Here is a 21,234-nt window from a genome sequence, read left to right as displayed (position 1 = left end):
TATGGTAGTAATCGCACGGCGACTCGCGGGCCACCTGGCCCGCGGGGTCGTCATGATCCTCGTCGTAGCCACGATCAGCTTCTTCATCGTCAGGAGCATTCCCGGCGACCCGGTGGCCGCGAACGTCCAGAAGCTGATCCAGCAGGGCATGGATCAGCAGGCAGCCGAGCAGGCGACGCGCGTGCTCTACGGGTTCCAGCCCAGGGGCTCGCTGTGGGAGCAGTACGTCCAGTACATGTCGGGCCTGCTCCGCTTCGACCTGGGCCAGTCGATCACCCACGCGGGCGCGCCGGTCACCCAGGTGCTGGGCGAGGCGGCCAAGTGGACCGTTCTACCGGTGCTGGTGGGAACGCTGCTCAGCTTCCTGGTCGGCATCGTGATGGGCGTCTACGCGGCCATCAAGCGCTCCGGCAAGCTCGGCGACATCCTGGCCGTCTCGGGGTCGCTGCTGCACGGCGTCCCGCAGTACGTGCTGGGGCTGCTGCTCAGCGCCGTCTTCGCGACGCTGATCCCGATCCTGCCGGGCGACGGGCCCGTGGACATCCTGTTCGAGCCCGGGTTCAACGCCGACTACATCGGCTCGCTGGCCCAGCACGCGGTACTGCCGGTGCTGACGTACGCGCTGGCGTCCTACGGCGGATGGATCCTGGCGATGAAGTCGAGCGTGGTGACGGTGCTCGGCGACGACTTCATCCTGGCGGCGGAGCTGCGCGGGATGAAGCGGTCGATCATCTTCCGCTACATCGCGCGCAACGCGATCCTGCCGCTGTTCACGATCCTCGCGCTGTCGCTCGGCCTGCTGCTCGGCGGCGCGGTGTTCATCGAGCGGATCTTCAACTACCCGGGGCTCGGCCTGCTGCTCCTCGACAGCATCACCATGCGTGACTACGCGCTGATGGGCGGGGCGTTCCTGCTGATCACGGTGTCCATCATCGTGGCGAACATCGTCGCCGACCTGTTCTACTCCGCGATCGACCCGCGGGTCCGCAGCGGGGAGGAGGTGTCGTCATGAGCGTCCTGCTCGAGAGCTCTTCGACCAGCGCCGCCATGCGCCGCAACTTCTGGGCGGGCGTCTGGCGGGTGATGAAGCGCAAGCCCAGCCGCATGGTGGGCGTGGTGCTCGTGCTCGGGTTCGTCTTCATGGGCGTGTTCGGGCCGATGTTCTACCCCGCCCAGCTGCCCCTCGACCCGACCCAGATCACCAAGCCGCCGAGCTGGCAGCACTGGCTCGGCACCGACGACCAGGGCCGGGACGTGGTGGCCCTGGTGGTCACCGGGTCGCGGTACGTGCTGCTGGCCGCCCTGGTGACCGCGGTCATCACCGTGGTCGTGGGCACCGGCATCGGGCTGTTCTCCGGCTTCAAGCGGGGCCGCTGGGACAACGTGCTCATGCGGCTCACCGACATGAAGCTGACCATCCCCGGCCTGCCGCTGCTGCTGGTGCTGTCCACGGTGTGGAAGTTCAGCAGCGCGATCCAGATGGGCCTGGTGCTGGGGCTGCTCGGCTGGGGCGGCGTGGCGCGGGCGGTGCGCTCGCAGACGCTGTCGCTGCGCGAGCGGGGCTTCATCGAGGCGGCGCGCGGGCTCGGCCTGCCCACCAGGCACATCGTGGGCAAGGAACTGCTGCCGAGCATGGCGCCGTACATCGCGATGAACATGCTCATCGCGGTCACCGGCGGCGTCTACGCGCAGGTCGGCCTGTTCTTCCTGGGCGTGCTGCCGTACGAGTCGAACAACTGGGGGCAGATGCTCAACACGGCCGTGTTCCGTTCCGGCGCGCTCCAGGTGCCGAGCGCGCTGGGCTTCCTCATCGGGCCGCTGCTGGCGATCCTGTTGCTGACGCTGGCCATCGTGCTCGTGGTGGACGCCATGGACGAGATCTTCAACCCCCGGCTGCGCGAGGAGTAGTCAATGACTCAGACAGCGCCGGGAGTGCGCATCGACGGCCTCACGGTCGTCTACAAGACCCCCGCGGGCGAGCTGCCCGCCGTCAGGGACGTCAACCTGACCCTGGAGCCGGGCTCGATCACCGGCATCGTCGGCGAGTCCGGTTCGGGCAAGTCGACGATGGCCCTGTCGCTGCTCAACGCCGTCCAGCCGCCGGGCAGGATCGCGGCGGGCAGCGTCGAGATCGACGGGCTCGGCGACGTGGTCGGCCTGAAGGGCGAGCACCTGCGCAAGGCCAGGGGCAAGCACATCGGGTACGTCTTCCAGGCCGCCCAGAACTCCCTGAACCCGCTCAAGACGGTCGGCAAGCAACTGCTCGACCTGGGCCGCTCGCACGGCGTCGAGGACCTGCGCGGCCTGGTGCGCGAGGCCAAGGAGCTGCTGTCGCGGATGGGCCTCGACGGGGCCCGGGTGCTCGACTCGCACCAGCACGAGCTGTCCGGCGGCATGCGCCAGCGGGTCGGCATCATGCTGGCGCTGGTCCTCAACGCCCACCTGGTGGTGCTGGACGAGCCGACGACCGCCCTCGACATGATCACGCAGGCGAACATCCTGAAGATCGTCCGCGAGGTGCACGCCGAGCGCGGCCTCACCACCCTCGTCATCACGCACGACATCGGCGTGGTGGCCGAGGTCGCCGACCGGCTGGCCGTCATGTACGGCGGGCGGCTGGTCGAGCAGGGCCCCACCAGGGAGGTGCTCGGCGCGCCGCGGCACCCGTACACCAGGGGCCTGATCCAGGCCATCCCCCGGCTCGTCGGCGACATCGACGAGGCCAGGGCGCTGCCCGGCCGGCCGCCGACGCTGGCGACCGTGCCGAAGGAGGGGTGCGTGTTCAGGGAGCGCTGCGCGCTGCGCATGGACGTCTGCGACACCGTCGATCCGCTGGCGGTCGCCGACGGGTCGCGGGTCGTGGCCTGCCACGCCGTGACCGCGAACGTGAAGGAGCACGCATGATCACTGGGACCGGCGTCGTCAAGACGTTCAAGCAGCGGGGCAAGATGCTCGGCGCCCGCGAGGTGCGCGCGCTGCGCGGCGTGGACTTCGCGATCCCGAAGGGCGGCGCGGCCTCGTTCATCGGCGAGTCCGGGTGCGGCAAGACCACGCTGGGCCGGATCATCGCCGGGCTGGAGACGTACGACGAGGGCGAGATCCTGATCGACGGCGTCTCCATGTCGCCGCTCAAGCAGAAGCAGCGCCAGCCGCACTTCCGCAAGATCCAGCTGATCCACCAGGACCCGTACTCGGCCCTGAACCCGACCAGGACCGTCCACCAGACCCTGTTCGCCCCGCTGTCCCTGCGGGCCGGGCAGACCGGGCGGTCGCGGTCGTGGGTCGAGGAGCGGGCGGCCGAGGTGCTGTCGCTGGTCGGCCTCGACCCGGGCACGGTGCTGTCGCGCTACCCGCACCAGCTGTCCGGCGGCATGCGTCAGCGCGTGGTCATCGCCCGCGCGCTGACCGTCGACCCGGAGATGCTCGTCGCCGACGAGGCCGTCTCCATGATCGACGTGTCGCTGCGGCTGGGCATCCTGGCGCTGCTGAAGGACCTGCGCGAGCGGCTCGGCGTGAGCGTGCTGTTCATCACGCACGACGTGGCCACGGCCCGCTACATCGGCGACGACGGCGAGCTGTACGTCATCTACCGCGGCCAGGTCGTCGAGCGCGGCGCCGTGGACACGGTCATCGCCGACCCCGTGCACCCGTACACGCAGTCTCTGCTGTCGGCGATCCCGGTGCTGCACGGCCTGGAGCTGCCCGGCGAGCAGCCGGTGACGCCGCTGGAGTCGCTGGACGAGAGCCAGTCGGACGAGGGCTGCCTGTTCGCCCGCCGCTGCCCGTTCAGGGGCGAGCGGTGCACGAGCGAGCGGCCGCTGCTGCAGCTGACGGAAGGGGTGCCGCAGGAGCACGCGTGCTTCTACCCCGAGCGCCGCAGCGTGATCGCCCGCCCGATGAGCGAGGTGTGATGTCCCACGCCGTGCGGACCTTCACGTCCGCCGCCGGATCCATTGACGGGGCCGGGGTCGCCGAGGCGGCCGAGGTCGCCGCCGCCGCGCTGACGCTGGACGCCGCCGAGGCCGCCGGCCTGGTCGGCTACCTGTCGCGCCCGCCCGCGGAGCGGCGCTGGAGCGCGCTGGCCACCGACGGCGGCGTGGTGATGGCGTCCGTGTCGGGCACGGATCCGGCGGTGGGGCACATCGACCTGCTGGCCGTGCACCCCTCCGCGCAGGGGCAGGGGCGCGGGCGGGCGCTGGTGCGGGCCGCCGAGGAATGGCTGAAGGGCCAGGGCGCGCGGCAGTCGCGCTTCGCCGGCAACCCGCCGTGCTACGTCTGGCCGGGCATCGACGTCCGCTACACCGCGGCCGCCTGCCTGGCCGAGAGCCTCGGCTACCACCGCTACGACGTCGCCTGGAACATGACGGCCGACCTGAGCGCCGACCTGTCCGTGGAGGACGACCTGGAGCGGCTGGAGCGCTCCGGCGTGCGCGTGCACGCGGCCGGCGACACCGCGGACCACCCGGCCCGCGCGCACGTCGCCGCGTTCGTCCGTGAGCAGTGGAACGAGCGCTGGGCCTGGGAGGCCGCCCACGCGGCCGGCCTGCACTACGCCGAGCGCGACGGTCACGTCCTGGGCTTCGCCGCCTGGGGCGCCCGGCCGGGCTGGTTCGGGCCCATGGGGACCTCCCCGGACGCCCGCGGGCTCGGCGTCGGACGGGTGCTGCTGCGCAGGTGCCTGGCCGACCAGCGGGCCGCTGGACAGTCCAGCGCCCAGATCGGGTGGGTGGGGCCGTTGCGGTTCTACTCGCACGCCGTGGGCGCGCGAGCGGAACGCGTCTTCTGGCTCTACCGGCGCGATCTGGTGTGATGTCAGTCGTAGATGAGTCGTCCTTCCGGCTTTCCCGGCGGCGGGCAGAGGCCCCGGGGGTCCTCGCCGGCGTCCAGGCAGCGGGTCAGGGTGTCGGAGCCCCACAGGTGGTCCATGAACAGGTCGGGGCCCCACCAGCGCAGGTCGTCCGGGTAGAGGGTGCGGGCTGCGTACAGCATGGACAGGCCCGTCAGGACGGGCCTGAACGCCTCGCGGTCGTGCACGTGGAGCTGGACGCCGCGCACGGCGACGCCCGCGTGCTTGTGGAAGGTGGGCATGAACCACGTCTCCCTGAACCGCACGCCCGGCAGGTCCAGCGCGGCCAGCGCCGGGGCGAACCGCTCGTCGGCGTACGGGGCGCCGATCAGCTCGAACGGCCTGGTCGTGCCGCGCCCCTCGGAGAAGTTCGTGCCCTCGAAGAGGCCCGTTCCGGGGTAGACCAGCGCGGTGTCCGGGGTCGGCATGTTGACCGAGGGCATCACCCACGGCAGCCCCGTCTCGGCGAACGTCATGTCGCGCCGCCAGCCCTCCATCTCGATCACGCGCAGCTCCACGTCGAACCCGAACAGCGTGGCCAGCTCCCCCGCCGTCCTGCCGTGCCGGACCGGCAGCGGGAAGCGGCCCACGAAGCTCGCGAACGCCGGGTCGAGTGCCGGCCCCTCCTGGACGGTCCCGCCGAGCGGGTTGGGCCGGTCCAGGACCACGAACCTCAGCCCGAGCCGGGCGGCCGACGCCATCAGGTCGTACATCGTCCAGACGTAGGTGTAGAAGCGCGTGCCCACGTCGGCGATGTCGAACACCAGCGTGTCCACGCCCGACCCCGCGATCGTCCGGTCGAGCGCCTCGCCCTCGAGCTTGTGCGTGTCGAAGACCGGCAGCCCGGTCCTCTCGTCCACCGTGTCGGCCTCGCTGCCGGCCGCCTGGGCGGTGCCGCGCATGCCGTGCTCGGGGCCGAACAGGGCCGTCAGGTTCAGTCCTGCGGCCAGCAGCGCGTCCGCGGTGGGGGTGAGATCGGGCAGGACTCCGGTGGGGTTCGTGATCAGGCCGAGGCGGGTTCCGCCCGCGAGGGCGGTATCCACGGCCAGCCGTTCGGCTCCGATGCGTACGTATGGCATGAAAGCCATTGTCTGAAAGATATTTACAAGTGTGAAGGAGAGGGTGGAAATTAGCGTCATGATCGATCCACTACCCGAGCTGTCCACCGAGCAGAGCGATCCCCGCTACAGCCAGATCGACCGGCTGCCGACCGAGCAGATCGCCCGGCTCATGAACCAGGCCGACGCCGCCGTGCCCGCCGCCGTCGCGGTGGTCATCCCGGCGATCTCGGCCGCCGTCGACGCGATCTCCGCCAGGATGGCAGAGGGCGGCCGGCTGCTGTACGTCGGGGCCGGCACGTCCGGGCGGCTGGCGGTGCTCGACGCCAGCGAGTGCCCGCCCACGTTCGGCACCGATCCGTCGCTGGTGCAGGGCATCATCGCCGGCGGGCCCGAGGCGCTCACCCGATCGGTCGAGGGGGCGGAGGACGACGCCGAGGCCGGCGCCTCCGCGTTGAAGGACCTGGAGGTGGGACCGCTCGACTCGGTGGTGGGCGTGTCCGCCAGCGGCCGGGCTCCTTTCGTCCTGGGCGCGCTGGCGGAGGCGGCCTCCCGGGGCGCACTCACCGTCGGCCTGTCGTGCAACGACGGCGCGCCGCTGTCGGCCGCCGCCGAGCACGCGATCGAGGTGGTCGTGGGACCCGAGGTGGTGACCGGCTCGACCCGGCTCAAGGCGGGCACGGCCCAGAAGCTCGTGCTCAACATGATCTCCACGATCTCGATGGTCAAGCTCGGCCGTACCTACGGCAACAAGATGATCGAGATGTCGGCGATGAACAACAAGCTGGCCGGGCGCGCGCTGCGCATGGTCAGCGACATCACCGGCGCCGACCTGGAGACGGCCGAGACCGCGCTGGACGCGGCCGGCGGGCAGGCGAAGATCGCCGTGCTGATGATCCAGCACGGGCTCGACGCGGAGGGGGCACGAGCGCTGCTGGAGTCGCACGGGGAGCGCCTCAGCGACGCGCTGAGCGGCTGAGGGGAACGGGGATGACCGACCGGCTGGGGGCGGCCCTGGCGGGCGCGGTGCCGCGCGTGTGCGCCGCCGCGGTCGCGCTGATCGCCGTGGACGGCTCCGTGGCCGCCGCGGCCGCCACCGGCGAGCTCGTACGCTACGCCGACGCCGAGGGGACCCTGGCCGCGGAGCGCCCGCCCGCCGGCCGCGACTCGATCTTCGACCTGGCCTCGATCAGCAAGCTCTTCACCACGGCCGTGCTGCTCTCGCTGGCCGAGGAGGGCGCGATCGGCCTGGACGAGCCGGTGGCCGCCTGGATACCGGGGCACGACCCGAGGGTCACGCCGCGCCGCCTGCTCACGCACACGGCGGGCCTGCCCCCGACCCGCCGCATCGACCTGGAGCTGCCGGGCGCGGACGCCTCCGAACGCATGGAGGCCATGCTGCGCACGCCGATCGCCCATCCGGTCGGCGGCCCGTACCTCTACAGCGACGTCGGCCTGGTCATCGCCGGCCGGGTCGCCGAGCTGGCGGGCGGCGCGCCGCTCGACGCGCTGGTCCGCGCCCGGGTCACGGACGTGCTCGGCCTGCCCGACACCGGCTACCGGCCCGCCGCGCCGTCGCGGGCCGCCCCCCTTGCGCAAGCCGCTTTTGCGCGGGTCGCCGCCACCGAGTGGAAGCCGGAGCGGACCGGGCCGGGCTGCGTGCGCGGGGAGGTCCACGACGAGACGGCGTACGCGCTGGGCGGCGTGGCGGGGCACGCGGGGCTGTTCGCCACGGCCGGGGACCTGCTGGCCTTCGGCGAGGCGCTGCGGCTGGCCGCAATCCGGCAGGGCGGGGCCGTACTGCGCCCGGGGAGCGTGGCCGAGATGCTGCGCGACCAGGGCGCCGAGGGTGCCCCCTTCCGGCACGGGCTGGGCGTGCGGATCGGCGACCCGGCCATCGTCGGGCCCCTGACCGGCGCCTTCGGGCATTCCGGCTTCACCGGCACCTCGCTGGTGGTCGATCCCGCCCGCGGGCTGACCGTGGTGCTGCTGACGAACGCCGTCCACCCCGTACGCGGGCGGGACGGCATCCGCGAGCTGCGCCACGCGGTGGCCGGGGAGGCGCTGCGACTGCGCGAGCTCCAGCCCCTGACGTAGCCTGCAGGTATGTCCGTCCAGCTGAACCACACCATCGTGCAGGCGAAGGACAGGGACGAGACCGCCGCGTTCCTCGTGGACGTCCTCGGCCTGGAGCCCGCGCCCGTGTACGGACCGTTCCGCGTCGTCTCGCTCGGCAACGACGTCTCGCTCGACGTCGTCCAGGCGGGTGAGGCCGTGGTGCCGCAGCATTACGCGTTCCTGGTCGGCGAGGAGGAGTTCGACCAGATCTGGGACCGGATCAAGAGCCGCGGCCTGACGTACTGGGCCGATCCGCACCACACGCAGGCGGAGCGGATCAACACCCACGACGGCGGCCGCGGCCTCTACTGGTCCGACCCCAACGGCCACAACCTGGAGATCATCACGGTCCCGTACGGTGGCTGGGGCTAGGGAGCCAGCGCCTCCAGCGCCTCCTCGGCCCGGCGCATCGCCTCCTCGGCGTCGAGCGTGACGAACTCGCGGTCGAAGTTGAGGTCGTGGAAGACGTCCGTCACGCCACTGGCGGCCAGCGCGTCCACGTCGCTCCTGATCTTGTCGTACGTGCCCGTCAAGGGCCGGTCGCCGGCCGCCCGGACCTGCGTGACGCCGCGGCAGACGAACCGGAACGCGGCCGCGTCGCGCCCCGACTCCGCCAGCGTCTCCTTGATGAGCCCCACCCGCGCGGCGATCGCGGACAGGTCCTCCCTGCTGGAGCTCACCCACCCGTCGGCCAGCCGGGCGGCGCGGCGCAGAGCGACCTCGGCGGTGCCGCCCAGCAGGATCGGCGGCGGCCCCGGCACGGGCTTGGGGTCGATGTGGGACGGCGGCACCCGGTAGAACTCGCCGCGGTGCTCGACCACGTCGTCGGCCCAGGCCTCGCGCAGCACCTCGACGAACTCCTCGCCCCTGCGCCCCCGCCGCTCCATGCCGACGCCCGCCGCCTCGAACTCCTCCGGCAGCCAGCCCAGCCCGAGCCCCGCCGTGAGCCGCCCGCCGGACACGGTCTGGAGGGTGGCCAGCTGCTTGGCCAGCACGACCGGCTGCACGTACGCGTTGACGACGGCCACGCCGAGCCGGATCCGCTCCGTCACGCCCGCGAGGTGGGCCAGCGTGATCAGCGGGTCGTGCACGCTGCGGTACGTCGGCCCCATCGGGTGCCCGACCGGGTACAGCAGCCGCTGGAACGTCCACAGCTCGTGGTAGCCGAGCTCCTCCGCCCGCCCGGCGACGCGGCGCATGTTCTCCGGGGTCGCCCATGGGCCTGACTGGGGCACTGCGAAACCGATCCTCATGACCCCTAGTCTGTAGCAGTGAGTCTGGAGGAGGACCTGGCGGGGATCGCCGGGGCGTACGGGGGGACGGGCGAGCCCGTGCTGCATCCGACGCGTACGGACGTCGTGGTGTTACGTAGAGGCGAGGTCGTGGTCAAGGCCCACTCGCAGCGTGACGACGTGGAGTCGTTGCGGATCCGGTTGCGGGGCGCGGCGTCGGCCGCGGTGACCGGGGTGATGCTGGCCCCGCTCGACCCTCAGGTGCTGGCGGTCGCGGGCCGCGCGGTGACGGTCTGGCCCGCCGGCCGGCCGGTCGCGCAGGAGGACCCGGACTCCGCGCCCTGGGAGGAGGGCGCCAGGCTGCTGGCCAGGCTGCACGCCGTCCCCCTCACCCTGCTGCCCGGCCTTCCCGCCGCGGGCGGGCCCGCGCGGGCCGCCAGGGCGGTGGGCCGGATGACCGGCGACGGCCCGGTGGAGCAGCTCATCAGGCGGACGTTCGAGGAGCTGCCCGAGCCCGACCCGCTGCCCGGCCTGCTCACGCACGGCGACTGGCATCTGGGCCAGCTCGTCCACCGCGACGCCTGGCTGCTCATCGACGTCGACGACCTGGGCGTCGGCGACCCGGCGTGGGACCTGGCCAGGCCGGCCGCCTGGTACGCCGCCGGGCTGCTCGACCCGGCCGTCTGGGAGCGGTTCCTGGGGGCCTACCTGGCCTCCGGCGGGCCCGCGCTCGGCCGGGGCGACGACCCGTGGCGGCGGCTCGACGTGCCGGCCAGGGCGCTGACCGTTCAGCTGGCCGCGGTGGCCGTGGTCAACGCCGAGCGCGAGGGCCGGGAACTGGACGAGGTCGAGCATTCGTTGGTTGAGTCGTGCAACAGAATCGTCCGAGCGTGACGGGGTTGCGCGCGGTAGGTTTCAACCTGAGACCTCGAAGCCAAGGAGAGCGACCTAGATGCAGTGCCCCAAGTGCCGCGGGAACATGCGAACCTATGAGCGCAACGGCGTTCACATCGAGCAGTGCGACAACTGCCGCGGGATCTTCCTCGACTACGGCGAGCTCGAGACGCTGACCCGGATGGAGACTCAGTACCACACCTCTCCCCCGCCGCCCCCCGCCCCCGGCCCGGCCTGGGGCGCCCCGCACGGCGGCGGCCACTACGGCGGCCACCACCACCGGCAGCGCAGCTGGGTGGGTATGCTGTTCTCGACCTGATCGCGACGAGGGCCGCGCACCGGTGGGGGTGTGCGGCCTTCGCGCGTTCCGCGGTCCGGATCCGCGGGTCAGCCCGGGAAGTCGTCGGGGTCCACGGGCGAGGTGCGGGCGTTGCCGCCCGCGATCGCGTGCAGCGTGATCCGCCAGTCGTGCCAGCGGATCTGTGTGGCGGTGAACGTCGTCTTGAACTTCACCGACTTCTGGAACCTCTCGAAGCTGCAGTTACGCGTGAACGACTTGCTCTTGCCGTCCCAGTCCACGCCGTGCGTGAAGTAGACCTTGTAGCTGCCGTCGCGCACGCCCTTGACCTTGAACTTGGCGTTCTTGCGCACGTACACGCTGAAGGACTTGCTCCCGCCCTTCATGATGGTCACCACGGAGTCGCGGGTGCCGCCGTTGTCGATCTCCAGCGAGCTGCGGCCATTGAAGGTGGCCCTCTTGATGAACGAGCCGTTCTTCAGCCGCCTGGTCTGCTTCTTGCCGGCCTTCACGCTCACGACGTCGGCCGGGTAGTCGCCGGCGCTCTGCAGGGCCGCACCCGCCTTGTCGAGCGCGGCCAGCTTGGCGTCGAGGTCGATGAGGACGGCCGAGGACGTGCACAGGTTCCGCGCGCCGACCTTGCCCGCCGTGGAGCCGAGCTCGCCGGCGAAGTCGCGCAGGCTGGCCACGTACGCGTCGTGCTGGGGCCGTACGGCGTCGGGTGGGGTGATGGCGGCCAGCGCGTCCGCGGCCCCGCTCAGCGCCTGCTCAGCGCGGCCGACGCGCTGGTCCAGGGCCTTGACCCCGCGCGCGCCGGCCAGGGCGCTGATGGCGTCCGCCATCGACTTGTGCCTGCCCTGGAGCTCGCCCTTGTAGGCCTCGGCCGTGAGCGCGGCCGGGCTCGGGGTTTGCGCCGCCGTGCCGCCGCCGGCGGGCACGCCGCCGCCGTTGCCGCCGGCCACCCCGCTGACCTTCGGCTCGCCTCCGGTCGGGGACGGTAACGCCGAGGAGCACGCGCTGAGCGTGAGGGTTGCCAGGGCGAGAACGCAGGAGATCAACCGGGGTCCAGCCACCTGTCACACTATCGTCCGGTTGATCCCTGCCCGTCAATCAGGATTCGGACAGTCCGGCATTGCGATCCTGTCGCAGCCACCGGGTGATCCCGATCGTCTCCAGGAACGGCACGTCGTGGCTGGCCACGACGAGCGCCCCCCGGTACGCGTTCAGCGCCTGGGAGAGCTCGTGGACGCTGGCCATGTCCAGGTTGTTCGTCGGCTCGTCGAGCAGGAGCAGCTGGGGCGGCGGCTCGGCCGACAGGAGCGCGGCCAGCGTCGCCCGGAAGCGCTCGCCACCCGACAGCGTGCCGACGGCCTGGTTGGCCCGCTCGCCCTTGAACAGGAAGCGCGCCAGGCGGGCCCGGACGTCGTTCACGGAGGCGGACGGGGCCACGGCCCGCACGTTGTCCACCACGCTCAGCGCGTCGTCCAGGAGGTCGAGGCGCTGCGGCAGGTAGCGCACCGGGACGTGGGCGCCGTGCTCGACGATCCGCTTGAGCAGCGTGGTCTTGCCGGAGCCGTTGGGGCCCAGCAACGCGATCCGCTCGGGACCGCGCACCACCAGCGTCTCCAGCACCACGCCGCGCACATCCCCTTCCGCTTCCTCCTCACTGACCTCGTGGTCCTCCGGAACGCGACGCCGCTCGGAGGCACCGGCTTCGGGAGTGCCATGGCCCGAAGGCGGGGCGAGGGGGAGGGTCAGGACCGTGCGGCCCGCCGGGACCTCGGTGCCCGGCAGCTGGATGCGGATCTCCGCGTCGTCCCGCACCGCCTGCTCGGCCTCCGTCAGCCGCCCCCGCGCCTCCTCCAGTTTCTCGATGGCGAGGTTGCGCTGCTTGCCCGCCGTCACCTGGGCCTTCCGTTTGAGCGCGTTGGCGACGATCTTCGGCGCCTTCTTGTTCTCGAACGCCTTCCGGCCGGCCCGCTGGCTGCGGTCGATCCGGGTGCGGGCGTCGATGAGCTCCCGCTGCTGGCGGCGGATCTCGCCTTCCGCGGTCCGTACCATCCGCTGGGCGGCCTCCTGCTCGGCGGCGACCTGCTCCTCGTAGGCGCTCAGGTTGCCTCCGTACATGCGCACGGCGCCGTCGCGCAGCTCGGCGATCTGGTCCACCAGCTCCAGCAGCGCGCGGTCGTGGCTGACCACCACCAGCACGCCCGACCAGGCGGCGACCGCGGCGTAGAGCCGCTCCCGCGCGTCGAGGTCGAGGTTGTTGGTGGGCTCGTCGAGCAGCAGCACCTCGGGCCGTTTCAGCAACTGGGCGGCGAGCGCGACCATGATGGTCTCGCCGCCGGACAGCGTGCCGACCGTGCGGTCCAGCCCGACGTGGTCCAGCCCGAGCCGGTCGAGCTCCGCGCGGGCGCGTTCCTCGACGTCCCAGTCGTCGCCGACGGCCGCGAAGTGCTCCTCGGCCACGTCCCCGCTCTCGATGGCGTGCAGCGCCGTCCGCGTCGCGCTGATCTCCAGCAGGTCCGACACGGTACGGCCGGCGCCCAGCGGGACGTTCTGCGGCAGGTATCCGATCTCGCCGGAGACGGACACGGATCCGGGCCGGGGGGCCAGCTCCCCCGCGATGACCTTCAGCAGGGTGGACTTGCCCGACCCGTTGGTCCCGATGAGCCCGGTGCGCCCCGCGGGGAACGCGGCGTCGAGCCCGTCGAGCACCTTGGTGCCGTCCGGCCAGCCGAAGGACACGTGATCTACAACAATGGAAAAAGACATAAGGCGGCTCCCGTCACAAAGATCGAAATTTCGTGACTTGGCGGGAAATCACCGCAAACGCGCGCAACACAAGCAGAGGATTCGGGACGACGAGGATCGCCACGAGGTCCAGGTGTGCGCGCATGCCCACGACAGGGCGGAACGGCGCGGTGCCCGCGACCTCAGATCCTCACGTCAGCTGCCCCCAGGGCTCGGCGATAAGACGTCCAAAGAGTATGCGACGCCTCGATCACCCCGCAAGGCCGCGCGCACGATGCGCCGCGACGTTGACCCGGTTGGCGCAGGCGGGAGAGCAGAACCGGCGCCGCCCGTTGCGGGAGGTGTCGACGAAGACGATCTCGCACCCGTCGCGGTCGCACCGCCCCAGCCGGTGCCTGCCCGCGAACGACATGGCCATGGCCAGCCCGCCGGCCGTGGTGTCCTTCGCCCTGGACACGACGTCCGCGCTGGGGTCGAAGAAGTGCAGGTGCGGCTCGCGCCCGTCGTGCGCGCTGACGTACGGCTTGGACGCGGTGACGTCGAGCAGATCGTTGATCAGCTTGATCTGCGTGTCCTGGTCCCGCTCCCCGAACACCGGCGACAGCCGCCCCGCCCACACCCGCAACTCCTCGGCCTGCTCGGCCGTGACGACGGTGCGAACCAGGCGGTGCTCGGTCAGCATCGCCTCGACCGCCTCGGGGCTGAAGTCGGTCGCGTTCACCAGCTCCGCCGCGAGGGCCGCCCCGTTGCCGCCGTAAGCGTTGAAATGCATAAGGCCATTACAGCAGATTGGAAGCATGCACTCCGGACACCTGCACGACCCCCTGGCCCTGGCCGTCGTCTCCTCCCACCGCACCTCCGAGGGCACGGTCTCCTACCTGCGGTGTGCCTGCGGCGTGTGGGAGGTGCGCACCTCGGGCATGGTCGCCACCGTCCCGCCCCGCGACCGTCCTCGCGCCGCCTCCCGGTAGCGCCGCTCAGGCGAAGGCGGCGACGCCCTCGTAGGCGCCTTGGCGCGCCTGGCCGGTCACCTCGTACTCCAGGAGCAGCAGGCCGTTCGGCGTGGCCTCGTGGTGGAGCAGGCGGAGGCCGGACGGGGCTCCGACGCCGGTCAGCAGCCGCCGGCCGGTCCGGACGACGGCGGGGGCGATCACGAGGCGGAGCGTGTCGATCAGGCCCGCCGCCAGCAGCGAGTCGCCGAGACGGGCGCTGCCGTGGATCTGGAGTTCGCGGCCCGGCCGTGCCTTGAGTTCGGCGACCGCGTGGACCGGGTCGCCCTTGAGGATGGTCGTGGGGTTCCAGGTCCCTTCGGTGAGGGTGTTCGTCACGACGTACTTCGGCAGGGTGTTCATCCGCTCGGTGAACGGGTCGGCCGGGTCGGTGATCTTCGGCCAGTCGCGTGCGAACGCCTCGTAGGTGCGCCGTCCGAGCAGCAGGCCGTCGGCGAGGTCGAGCCAGTCGGAGGCGCGCTGGACGAACGTCCCGTCCATGTGGGGAACGAGCCAGCCGCCACGGGTGAATCCGCCGCTGGTGTCCTCCTCCGGCGAGCCGGGTCCCTGGCTGACCCCGTCGAGGGTGAGGAACTCGGTGAGAGCGATCTTCATTGCCCGCCCTCGCTGAGAGCGGCCAGCTGGGCGGCGACCGTCCCCCAGCCGTCGGCGAAGCCGAGCTTCTCGTGATGGGCGCGGGCCTCCGGGTCGCCGTGCCGGACGACGATCCGGTAGTCCGTGCCGTCCGGGTGATCGTTGAGTGTGATCGTGGCGGTGATCGCGACCGGGGCGGGGCTCGCGGGACGCCACGCGCTGTCGATCGCGTTGGTGAACACGATCCGCTCGAGCTCGTCCACGGCGAGGAAGCACGCGTCCAGGTGCGGGCCGAACTCGGCCCCGCCGTCGCTCAGCCGCGTCACGAACGCCCCGCCGGGCCGCAGGTCCAGGCGGTCCACCCGGCAGCGGTACGGAGCCGGGACCCACCACCTCTCGAGCAGGGACGGGTCCGTCCAGGCCCTCCACACGGTCGCGCGCGGGGCGCGGATGATCCGCTCCAGGGCGAGGTCGAGATCGGGATTCACTGCGGGTTCTCCTCCAGGTAGGTGACGAACCGTTCGAGGCGGTCGGTGCGCTCCTCCCAGATCCGGCGCTGCTCGGCGAGCCAATCGTCGACCAGGGCGAGCCGCTCGCGGTTGAGCACGCAGGTGCGCACCCGGCCGGACTTGAGCGTGCGGATGAGCCCGTTCGATTCGAGCGTCCGCACGTGCTTCATGAACGAGGGGAGGGTCATCGGGAAGTCGCGGGCGAGGTCGCCGACGCTCACGGGCCCGCGGCCGAGACGCCGGACGACGGCGCGCCGGGTCGGGTCGGCGAGTGCGACGAACACCCCGTCGAGCTCCGCCGAATACTGTGCCATGCGGCTAAGTATGGCCATCCCGTAATAGTTAGCGCAAGGGCTAAGTATCGAGATTCAGACCACGATTGCCGATCAGGACGGTTCAGGGCGGCGGGTCGCCCGGCGCGAGGACGTCGTGTGGTGCCTGGAGTGGCTCGGCCTGCTGGAGGAGCTCATCAGGCAGCACGGCCGCCTGGTCGGCGCCTACCAGTTCGGCGACCACGTGTCCCTGCTGGAGCAGGCCAGGGCGGTCTACCGGTCCCGGCTGAGGTGAGGCGCGAGGCGACGAGCGTCGCCGTTTCTGGCCGTATGTGTTAAATTTTGGCCATGCGGTCAGAAATTGAACCGGACGGCCAGAAGCGCCGTTCGTTCATCGAGGAGGCCAGGCGCGCGCAGATCGTGGCGTCGGCCGTGGAGGTGATCGCCGACGTCGGGTTCGCCCAGGCGTCCCTTGCGCGCATCGCCAAGCACGCGGGCATCAGCAAGGGCGTCATCTCCTACCACTTCGCCGGCAAGGACGAGCTGATGGAGGAGGTCGTCACCCGCGCCTACACGGAGGCCGCCGATCACGTGGTGGCGGCGATGGAGGGCGTGGAGGGGGCCGGCGCCCTGCTGCGGACGTACTTCGTCGCCAACGCCGCGCACATGCGCAAGCACCGCTCGAAGATCCTGGCGCTCGGCGAGATCTTCAACAACCTGCGCGGCGCCGACGGCAAACCCCGCTACGGCGTGCACACCAGCGAGGAGATCTACCGGGCAATCGAGATGATCTTCCAACTCGGGCAGCGCACCGGCGAATTCAGGGACTTCGACCTCCGCGTCATGTCCATCTCGGTGTCGGCCGCCATGGACAGCATGTTCGGCTACTGGGCCGCCTATCCCGACCACGACCTCGACGCGCACGCGCGCGAACTCGCCGACCTCTTCGAAAGGGCATGCAGGATTTGACTTCCTCCCTCGGTCGAGAGGGATTCTCACGGTCGCCCGTGAGGCTTCCTGTTTCACCGCCGGTTGCCCGCCCGAAAGGACTCTCGTTGAGGTCTTACACCAGCTCCGCAGGCGTTTTACTTGTCCGCCAGCCCGGCGGCCAAGACGTTTCTCGCGGCGTTGACGTCCCGGTCGTGGGAGGTGCCGCAGGCGCACGTCCAGGCGCGGACCTGCATCGGCATGCTTTCGGCGAGTGCCCCGCAGGCCGAGCACAGCTTGGAGGAAGGGAACCAGCGATCCACAACCACCAGTTCCCGCCCGTACCACGCTGTCTTGTACTCCAGCATCATCCGCAGGTCCCGCCAGGCCGCGTCCGAGATGGCTCGGGCGAGCCTGCTGTTCTTCACCATGTTGCGAACGGTGAGGTCCTCGATCACGACCGTTTGGTTCTCACGGACGAGCCGAGTCGAAAGCTTGTGCAGGAAGTCACGCCGCCGGTCGGCGATCCGCGCGTACACCTTGGCGACACGCAATCGGGCCTTGGCCCGGTTCGCGCTGCCCTTGACCTTGCGAGCCAGCGCCCGCTGCGCCTTGGTCAGACGCCGCCGGTCGGTCCGCTCGTGCCCCGGATTGGTGACCTTCTCACCGGTCGAGAGCGTGACCAGCGCGGTGATGCCCGCGTCCACCCCCACCTGAGTCTCCACCGGAGCAAGCGGGGAGATCCTCTCCTCGATGAGGAGGGACACGAACCAGCGTCCGGCCGCGTCTTGGGAGACGGTCACGGTGGACGGCTCGGCTCCCTCGGGGAGCGGGCGCGACCACACGATGTTCAGGGGCGCGTCCATCTTCGCCAGGGTGAGCCGTCCATCCCGCCAGCGGAAAGCCGAGCGGGTGTACTCCGCGGACGCGCGCGACTTCTTGCGGGACTTGAACGTCGGGTACTCGGCTCGGCGCGCGAAGAAGTTGCTGAAGGCCGCCTGAAGATGGCGAAGCGCCTGTTGCAACGGAACCGACGACACCTCGCCCAGGAACGCCAGCTCGGGCGTCTTCTTCCACGCCGTCAGCGCGGCCGAGGACTCCACGTAGGAGACGCGCTTGCCTTCCAGGGTGTAGGCACGGGTCCGTTCCTCCAAGGCTTTGTTGTAGACCACGCGGACGCAGCCGAACGTCCGGGCGAGCTCTTCGGCCTGCCCGGGGATCGGGTGGAAGCGGTACTTGTAGGCCCGCTTCACGATCCGCGCCACGCCTCATTTTTATCGCGAGATCAGTTAACGCCGCCCCTGATCTGGTGAACGGCGGTTCGCTCAATGGCGAAACGCCTGCCCCTGCTCTGCTCCCCAGAGGTCCGATTTCTCCCCCACCTCAAGGTGGGGTTTCCTTGGAGGTTCCGATGAAGACCGAGCCGAGGACCCGGCTCCACTCGATCGACAACCTGCGGATCGTGCTGACCGCGCTGGTGGTGGCCCACCACGCCGCGGTCACGTACGGGAACATCCCCCTGTGGTTCTACACCGAGCCCGCCAAGGACCCGTCGGGGGTCGCGCTCGACATCCTGGTGGTGTTCAACCAGGCGTTCTTCATGGGGTTCTTCTTCCTCATCTCCGGCTTCTTCACCCCCGGCTCGTACGACCGCAAGGGCTCGCGCGCCTTCGTCCGGGACCGGCTGGTGCGGCTGGGCATCCCGCTGCTCGTCTTCCTCGTCCTGTTGCGGCCGCTGGTGAACTTCGGCGGGCTCGCGCAGCGCCCGGAGCTGCCGTACTGGCAGTACTACCTGGGTTCGTGGGACCCGGGGCCCATGTGGTTCGCCGAGGTGCTGATCGTCTTCGCGCTGGTGTACGCGTGGTGGCGGAGCCGGCGGCCGGCGGCCGATCCGCGCCCCGAGCCGCTGCGGCTCCGGTCGATCGTGCTGTTCGTCCTGGTCCTGTCCCTCGCCACGTTCCTGTGGCGCATCCCGGTGCCGACCGGCACGTACGTGCCGGTGCTCGGGCTGCCGACGCCGGACTTCCTGCCGCAGTACGTCGCCATGTTCGCCCTCGGGTGCGCGGCCTTCAGGCGCGGCTGGTTCGAGACGCTGCCCGCGCGGGCGGGGCATCTCGGGTTCGTCGTGGCGGGTGTGTCGAGCGCCGTGCTGCTGCCGCTCTCGCGGATGACCGGCGGGCAGCTCTCGTCGGCGCTGACGGCCACCTGGGAGTCGGCCTTCGCGGTCAGCATGATCATCGGGCTGTCAGTGCTCTTCAGGGAGCGCTTCGCCGAGCAGGGGCCGCGCGGGAGGTTCCTGTCCGACCACGCCTTCACCGTCTACATCATCCACCCGCTCGTGCTGGTCGCCATCGGCTACGCGCTGCGCCCGCTGGAGGCGGTCGCGGTCGTCAAGTTCGCGATCATGCTGGTGGTGGCGCTGCCGCTGTGCTGGTCGCTGGCGTACCTGGTGCGGTCGCTGCCGGGGGCGAAGCGGGTCCTGTAGCGAACGGAGTGAGTGAACCAATAAGCACAGGAGTTTCCTCACAGGGCCGACGAAGGAGGCCCTGTGAGGATCGCGGGGAGCGGGGTGGGATGGCCGTCGCGGACGCACACGTACGTGACCGTGCCGACGGCCACCAGCTCGTCCCCGCGCCGCATCGTGAACGTCATCGTGATCGACGTGGTGCCGACCCTGGCCGGCGCGCTCTCCACGGCCAGCACGTCGCCGAGGCGGGCGGGCGCGTGGTGCTCGCACCCGCTCGCCTTGACCACCAGGTCGGCGCCCTCCCGCCGGAGCCGGTCGTAGCCGCCGCGGGCCCCGATCCAGTCGAGGAACGCGTCCTCGATGTACTCGTAGTAGCGGGAGGCGTGCATCATGGCCTGGGCGTCGCAGTGCCTCGGCCGCACCGGCAGGTGGGAGATCACGACGGGATCGCTCACCCGTCGTAGAAGGAGTCGAGGGTCTTGCCGTGGCGCTCCTCGACGGCCTTGCGCTTGATCTTGAGGCTGGCCGTCAGCTCGCCCGTCTCCACGGTGAAGTCCTCCGCCAGGATCGCGAACTTCTTGACCGTGGCGTAGCTGGCCTGGTCGGCGTTGACCTGGTCGATGGCCCGCCCGACCTCCTCGCGCACGCGCGGGTGCTCGCGCAGCTCCTCGGGGTCGGACGGCAGCCCCTCGGCCTGGGCCCACGGCTTGACGACGTCCATGTCGAGCGTGACCAGCGCCGTGACGTAGTTGCGCCGGTCGCCGTGCACGAAGACGTGCGACGCGTACGGGCAGGCCGCCTTGATCCGACCCTCCAGGTACGTGGGCGCGACGTACTTGCCGCCCGAGGTCTTGATCAGCTCCTTCTTGCGGTCGGTGATGCGCAGCCGTCCGGCCTCGTCGAGTTCGCCGATGTCACCGGTGTGCAACCAGCCCTCCTCCAGCGCCCCGGCCGTCTCCTCCGGCAGCCCGTGGTAGCCGCGCATGATGCCGCGCCCGCCGATGAGGACCTCGCCGTCGTCGGCGATGCGGACCTCGGTGCCGGGCAGCGGCGGCCCGACCGTGCCGAACTTCACCGACTCCGGCCGGTTGAGGAAGCTGCCCGCCGACGACTCGGTCAGCCCGTACCCCTCCATGATCGTCAGGCCCGCCGCGTCGAAGAACTCGGCGATGTCCTGCGAGAGCGGGGCGGCGCCGGAGATGAAGAAGCGGATCCGGCCGCCGAACCGGTCGCGGAGCTTGGCGAAGACCAGGCGGTCGGCCAGGGCGTGCTCGATCCGGGTGGTGACCGGGATGTCCGCCCCGCGCTGGCGGGCCCTGACGACCCGGATGCCGGTCCGCTTCGCCCAGTCGAAGATGCGCAGCTTGATCCCGCCCTCGCGGCGCACGGTGGCCACGACCGTGTTGTGGATCTTCTCGAAGATGCGCGGCGCGGCGGCCATGAACGTCGGCTTGACCACGCCGAGGTTCTCGGCGATCTTGTCGAGGCGGCCGTCGATCGCGGTCGGCACGCCGATGTCGATCATGACGACCTCCAGCAGCTTGCCGAACGAGTGCGACAGCGGCAGCCACAGGAAGTGCAGGTCGGACTCGGAGAGCATGCCGAGCCCGCGGACGGCCTCGGAGACGTAGAGCCAGTTGTCGTGGGTCAGCTCCACGCCCTTGGGGCGGCCGGTGGTGCCCGAGGTGTAGATGAGGGTGGCCAGGTCGTCCCTGGCGATGGCGTCCACCATGGCGTCGTAGTCGCCCTCACCGCTGAGGGAGGCGAGCGTGACCACCCAGCCGTCCTCGCTGGGCGAGCCGTCGACGACCACGACGTGGGTGACGTCGGGCAGCTCCTTCTGGACGGACCTGAGCTTGGCCACCTGGTCGTCGTTCTCGGCGATGACGATCGTGCTGCCGGAGTCGGTGATGACGAACGCCGACTCGGCCGCCGTGTTGGACGGGTAGATCGTGGTCGTGGCCGCTCCGGTCGCCAGCACCGCGAGGTCGGCCAGGATCCACTCGACCCGGGTCGAGCAGAGGATCGACACCCGCTTGCCGGGCCCGGAGCCCAGCCCGGCCAGGCCGAGGGCCAGCCCGCGCACGCGGTCGCCCACCTCGCGCCACGACAGCGAGGCCCAGCCGTCGTCCGAGGGGAATCTGTACGCCTCCGCGTCGGGGGTCGCCGCGATCCGGTCGCGCAGCAGGGACGGAATGCTGGACATGCCTGAACCTCCTGGACGGTGTTGACGCCGACTCTAAAAGCAATCCCACCATTTGGGATAGACCAGCGCG

General features: G+C 71.0%; 24 protein-coding genes and 1 pseudogene. 14 read left to right on the top strand and 11 right to left on the bottom strand.

Annotated features, from left to right (window positions below):
* Position 1: 1 nt before the first annotated feature.
* The 5 genes from ACWDRB_RS06290 to ACWDRB_RS06270 are packed head-to-tail and all read left to right on the top strand — an operon-like array spanning position 2 to position 4,810.
* A complete protein-coding gene (locus ACWDRB_RS06290) occupies positions 2-1,012 on the top strand; it encodes an ABC transporter permease (protein ID WP_449892058.1) in 1,011 nt (336 codons plus the stop codon).
* Positions 1,009-1,908, top strand: a complete 900-nt coding sequence (locus tag ACWDRB_RS06285) for an ABC transporter permease (protein WP_364247016.1) — start codon at positions 1,009-1,011, stop codon at positions 1,906-1,908. Before ACWDRB_RS06290 ends, ACWDRB_RS06285 begins: the two co-directional genes overlap by 4 nt.
* 3 nt (positions 1,909-1,911) lie before the next feature.
* Positions 1,912-2,904, top strand: a complete 993-nt coding sequence (locus ACWDRB_RS06280) for an ABC transporter ATP-binding protein (protein WP_449892056.1) — start codon at positions 1,912-1,914, stop codon at positions 2,902-2,904.
* A complete protein-coding gene (locus ACWDRB_RS06275; protein WP_449892055.1) occupies positions 2,901-3,911 on the top strand; it encodes an ABC transporter ATP-binding protein in 1,011 nt (336 codons plus the stop codon). Before ACWDRB_RS06280 ends, ACWDRB_RS06275 begins: the two co-directional genes overlap by 4 nt.
* Complete coding sequence (locus ACWDRB_RS06270) at positions 3,911-4,810, top strand: GNAT family N-acetyltransferase (RefSeq protein WP_449892054.1); 900 nt, start codon at positions 3,911-3,913, stop codon at positions 4,808-4,810. Before ACWDRB_RS06275 ends, ACWDRB_RS06270 begins: the two co-directional genes overlap by 1 nt.
* Positions 4,811-4,812: 2 nt before the next feature.
* Here ACWDRB_RS06270 and ACWDRB_RS06265 read toward each other — a convergent pair whose 3' ends face one another.
* On the bottom strand, positions 4,813-5,925 hold the full coding sequence (locus ACWDRB_RS06265) for an exo-beta-N-acetylmuramidase NamZ family protein (protein ID WP_449892053.1): 1,113 nt from the start codon (positions 5,923-5,925) through the stop codon (positions 4,813-4,815).
* Between the two features lie 58 nt (positions 5,926-5,983).
* Here ACWDRB_RS06265 and murQ point away from each other — a divergent pair, with 58 nt between their 5' ends.
* From murQ to ACWDRB_RS06250, 3 genes are read left to right on the top strand one after another with little or no spacing between them, the layout of a single operon-like run.
* Complete coding sequence (gene murQ / locus ACWDRB_RS06260) at positions 5,984-6,883, top strand: N-acetylmuramic acid 6-phosphate etherase (protein WP_449892052.1); 900 nt, start codon at positions 5,984-5,986, stop codon at positions 6,881-6,883.
* Between the two features lie 11 nt (positions 6,884-6,894).
* On the top strand, positions 6,895-8,001 hold the full coding sequence (locus tag ACWDRB_RS06255; protein WP_449892050.1) for a serine hydrolase domain-containing protein: 1,107 nt from the start codon (positions 6,895-6,897) through the stop codon (positions 7,999-8,001).
* Between the two features lie 9 nt (positions 8,002-8,010).
* Positions 8,011-8,394, top strand: coding sequence for a VOC family protein (locus ACWDRB_RS06250; RefSeq protein WP_449892049.1), 384 nt, complete (start codon positions 8,011-8,013; stop codon positions 8,392-8,394).
* Here the strand turns inward: ACWDRB_RS06250 and ACWDRB_RS06245 are convergent.
* Positions 8,391-9,275: a TIGR03619 family F420-dependent LLM class oxidoreductase gene (locus ACWDRB_RS06245; RefSeq protein WP_449892048.1), complete on the bottom strand. Its 885-nt coding sequence runs from the start codon at positions 9,273-9,275 to the stop codon at positions 8,391-8,393. The two genes, ACWDRB_RS06250 and ACWDRB_RS06245, sit on opposite strands and share 4 nt — an antisense overlap.
* 18 nt (positions 9,276-9,293) lie before the next feature.
* On the opposite strand from ACWDRB_RS06245, the gene ACWDRB_RS06240 reads away from it, so the two are divergent.
* Together ACWDRB_RS06240 and ACWDRB_RS06235 are read left to right on the top strand one after the other, a co-directional pair.
* Complete coding sequence (locus ACWDRB_RS06240; protein ID WP_449892047.1) at positions 9,294-10,148, top strand: phosphotransferase; 855 nt, start codon at positions 9,294-9,296, stop codon at positions 10,146-10,148.
* 58 nt (positions 10,149-10,206) lie between these two features.
* On the top strand, positions 10,207-10,467 hold the full coding sequence (locus ACWDRB_RS06235) for a TFIIB-type zinc ribbon-containing protein (RefSeq protein ID WP_350726654.1): 261 nt from the start codon (positions 10,207-10,209) through the stop codon (positions 10,465-10,467).
* Between the two features lie 68 nt (positions 10,468-10,535).
* Here the strand turns inward: ACWDRB_RS06235 and ACWDRB_RS06230 are convergent, their stop codons facing one another.
* The 3 genes from ACWDRB_RS06230 to ACWDRB_RS06220 form a co-directional block, all read right to left on the bottom strand.
* Positions 10,536-11,519 carry a hypothetical protein gene (locus ACWDRB_RS06230; RefSeq protein WP_449892046.1) on the bottom strand — a complete coding sequence of 328 codons (984 nt, stop codon included), beginning with the start codon at positions 11,517-11,519 and terminating at the stop codon, positions 10,536-10,538.
* A gap of 37 nt (positions 11,520-11,556) precedes the next feature.
* A complete protein-coding gene (locus tag ACWDRB_RS06225; RefSeq protein ID WP_449892045.1) occupies positions 11,557-13,221 on the bottom strand; it encodes an ABC-F family ATP-binding cassette domain-containing protein in 1,665 nt (554 codons plus the stop codon).
* 229 nt (positions 13,222-13,450) lie between these two features.
* Complete coding sequence (locus tag ACWDRB_RS06220; protein WP_350726648.1) at positions 13,451-13,972, bottom strand: CGNR zinc finger domain-containing protein; 522 nt, start codon at positions 13,970-13,972, stop codon at positions 13,451-13,453.
* A 25-nt stretch (positions 13,973-13,997) separates the two neighbouring features.
* On the opposite strand from ACWDRB_RS06220, the gene ACWDRB_RS06215 reads away from it, so the two are divergent.
* Positions 13,998-14,171: a hypothetical protein gene (locus ACWDRB_RS06215; RefSeq protein ID WP_397366244.1), complete on the top strand. Its 174-nt coding sequence runs from the start codon at positions 13,998-14,000 to the stop codon at positions 14,169-14,171.
* A gap of 6 nt (positions 14,172-14,177) precedes the next feature.
* Here the strand turns inward: ACWDRB_RS06215 and ACWDRB_RS06210 are convergent, their stop codons facing one another.
* Genes ACWDRB_RS06210 through ACWDRB_RS06200 form a run of 3 tightly spaced genes read right to left on the bottom strand, consistent with a single transcriptional unit; the run spans position 14,178 to position 15,606 of the window.
* Positions 14,178-14,804, bottom strand: a complete 627-nt coding sequence (locus tag ACWDRB_RS06210; protein WP_397366243.1) for a dihydrofolate reductase family protein — start codon at positions 14,802-14,804, stop codon at positions 14,178-14,180.
* Entirely contained in the window at positions 14,801-15,271 is a 471-nt protein-coding gene (locus ACWDRB_RS06205; protein ID WP_397366242.1) for an SRPBCC domain-containing protein, read from the bottom strand. The genes ACWDRB_RS06210 and ACWDRB_RS06205 overlap by 4 nt, the downstream gene beginning before the upstream one ends.
* Positions 15,268-15,606, bottom strand: coding sequence for an ArsR/SmtB family transcription factor (locus ACWDRB_RS06200; RefSeq protein WP_397366241.1), 339 nt, complete (start codon positions 15,604-15,606; stop codon positions 15,268-15,270). Before ACWDRB_RS06200 ends, ACWDRB_RS06205 begins: the two co-directional genes overlap by 4 nt.
* A gap of 115 nt (positions 15,607-15,721) precedes the next feature.
* On the opposite strand from ACWDRB_RS06200, the gene ACWDRB_RS06195 reads away from it, so the two are divergent.
* The gene (locus ACWDRB_RS06195; RefSeq protein WP_449892044.1) at positions 15,722-15,859 is read left to right on the top strand and encodes a hypothetical protein; all 138 of its coding nucleotides are present in this window, start codon (positions 15,722-15,724) and stop codon (positions 15,857-15,859) included.
* A gap of 53 nt (positions 15,860-15,912) precedes the next feature.
* The gene (locus ACWDRB_RS06190) at positions 15,913-16,533 is read left to right on the top strand and encodes a TetR/AcrR family transcriptional regulator (RefSeq protein ID WP_449892307.1); all 621 of its coding nucleotides are present in this window, start codon (positions 15,913-15,915) and stop codon (positions 16,531-16,533) included.
* Between the two features lie 30 nt (positions 16,534-16,563).
* Here the strand turns inward: ACWDRB_RS06190 and ACWDRB_RS06185 are convergent.
* A pseudogene (locus ACWDRB_RS06185) lies at positions 16,564-17,756 on the bottom strand (RNA-guided endonuclease InsQ/TnpB family protein); the annotation flags it as partial.
* Between the two features lie 146 nt (positions 17,757-17,902).
* Here ACWDRB_RS06185 and ACWDRB_RS06180 point away from each other — a divergent pair.
* A complete protein-coding gene (locus ACWDRB_RS06180) occupies positions 17,903-18,976 on the top strand; it encodes an acyltransferase family protein (RefSeq protein WP_449892043.1) in 1,074 nt (357 codons plus the stop codon).
* A gap of 38 nt (positions 18,977-19,014) precedes the next feature.
* On the opposite strand, the gene ACWDRB_RS06175 is transcribed toward ACWDRB_RS06180, so the two are convergent.
* Positions 19,015-19,413: an acyl-CoA thioesterase gene (locus ACWDRB_RS06175; RefSeq protein WP_449892042.1), complete on the bottom strand. Its 399-nt coding sequence runs from the start codon at positions 19,411-19,413 to the stop codon at positions 19,015-19,017.
* Complete coding sequence (locus tag ACWDRB_RS06170; RefSeq protein ID WP_449892041.1) at positions 19,410-21,164, bottom strand: AMP-dependent synthetase/ligase; 1,755 nt, start codon at positions 21,162-21,164, stop codon at positions 19,410-19,412. Before ACWDRB_RS06170 ends, ACWDRB_RS06175 begins: the two co-directional genes overlap by 4 nt.
* Between the last annotated feature and the right edge of the window lie 70 nt (positions 21,165-21,234).

This window comes from Nonomuraea sp. NPDC003707, assembly GCF_053587055.1.
Note: the sequence above shows the minus strand (reverse complement) of the source record. Positions and strands in the feature narration are given on the sequence as shown.

Coding starts and splice junctions, on each gene's coding strand:
- ACWDRB_RS06225 (WP_449892045.1), bottom strand. CDS start 13,221: ATGTCTTTTTCCATTGTTGTAGATCACGTGTCCTTCGGCTGGCCGGAC.
- murQ (WP_449892052.1), top strand. CDS start 5,984: ATGATCGATCCACTACCCGAGCTGTCCACCGAGCAGAGCGATCCCCGC.
- ACWDRB_RS06255 (WP_449892050.1), top strand. CDS start 6,895: ATGACCGACCGGCTGGGGGCGGCCCTGGCGGGCGCGGTGCCGCGCGTG.
- ACWDRB_RS06265 (WP_449892053.1), bottom strand. CDS start 5,925: ATGCCATACGTACGCATCGGAGCCGAACGGCTGGCCGTGGATACCGCC.
- ACWDRB_RS06280 (WP_449892056.1), top strand. CDS start 1,912: ATGACTCAGACAGCGCCGGGAGTGCGCATCGACGGCCTCACGGTCGTC.
- ACWDRB_RS06170 (WP_449892041.1), bottom strand. CDS start 21,164: ATGTCCAGCATTCCGTCCCTGCTGCGCGACCGGATCGCGGCGACCCCC.
- ACWDRB_RS06245 (WP_449892048.1), bottom strand. CDS start 9,275: ATGAGGATCGGTTTCGCAGTGCCCCAGTCAGGCCCATGGGCGACCCCG.
- ACWDRB_RS06190 (WP_449892307.1), top strand. CDS start 15,913: ATGCGGTCAGAAATTGAACCGGACGGCCAGAAGCGCCGTTCGTTCATC.
- ACWDRB_RS06235 (WP_350726654.1), top strand. CDS start 10,207: ATGCAGTGCCCCAAGTGCCGCGGGAACATGCGAACCTATGAGCGCAAC.
- ACWDRB_RS06270 (WP_449892054.1), top strand. CDS start 3,911: ATGTCCCACGCCGTGCGGACCTTCACGTCCGCCGCCGGATCCATTGAC.
- ACWDRB_RS06220 (WP_350726648.1), bottom strand. CDS start 13,972: ATGCATTTCAACGCTTACGGCGGCAACGGGGCGGCCCTCGCGGCGGAG.
- ACWDRB_RS06210 (WP_397366243.1), bottom strand. CDS start 14,804: ATGAAGATCGCTCTCACCGAGTTCCTCACCCTCGACGGGGTCAGCCAG.
- ACWDRB_RS06285 (WP_364247016.1), top strand. CDS start 1,009: ATGAGCGTCCTGCTCGAGAGCTCTTCGACCAGCGCCGCCATGCGCCGC.
- ACWDRB_RS06180 (WP_449892043.1), top strand. CDS start 17,903: ATGAAGACCGAGCCGAGGACCCGGCTCCACTCGATCGACAACCTGCGG.
- ACWDRB_RS06275 (WP_449892055.1), top strand. CDS start 2,901: ATGATCACTGGGACCGGCGTCGTCAAGACGTTCAAGCAGCGGGGCAAG.
- ACWDRB_RS06200 (WP_397366241.1), bottom strand. CDS start 15,606: ATGGCACAGTATTCGGCGGAGCTCGACGGGGTGTTCGTCGCACTCGCC.
- ACWDRB_RS06215 (WP_397366244.1), top strand. CDS start 13,998: ATGCACTCCGGACACCTGCACGACCCCCTGGCCCTGGCCGTCGTCTCC.
- ACWDRB_RS06290 (WP_449892058.1), top strand. CDS start 2: ATGGTAGTAATCGCACGGCGACTCGCGGGCCACCTGGCCCGCGGGGTC.
- ACWDRB_RS06250 (WP_449892049.1), top strand. CDS start 8,011: ATGTCCGTCCAGCTGAACCACACCATCGTGCAGGCGAAGGACAGGGAC.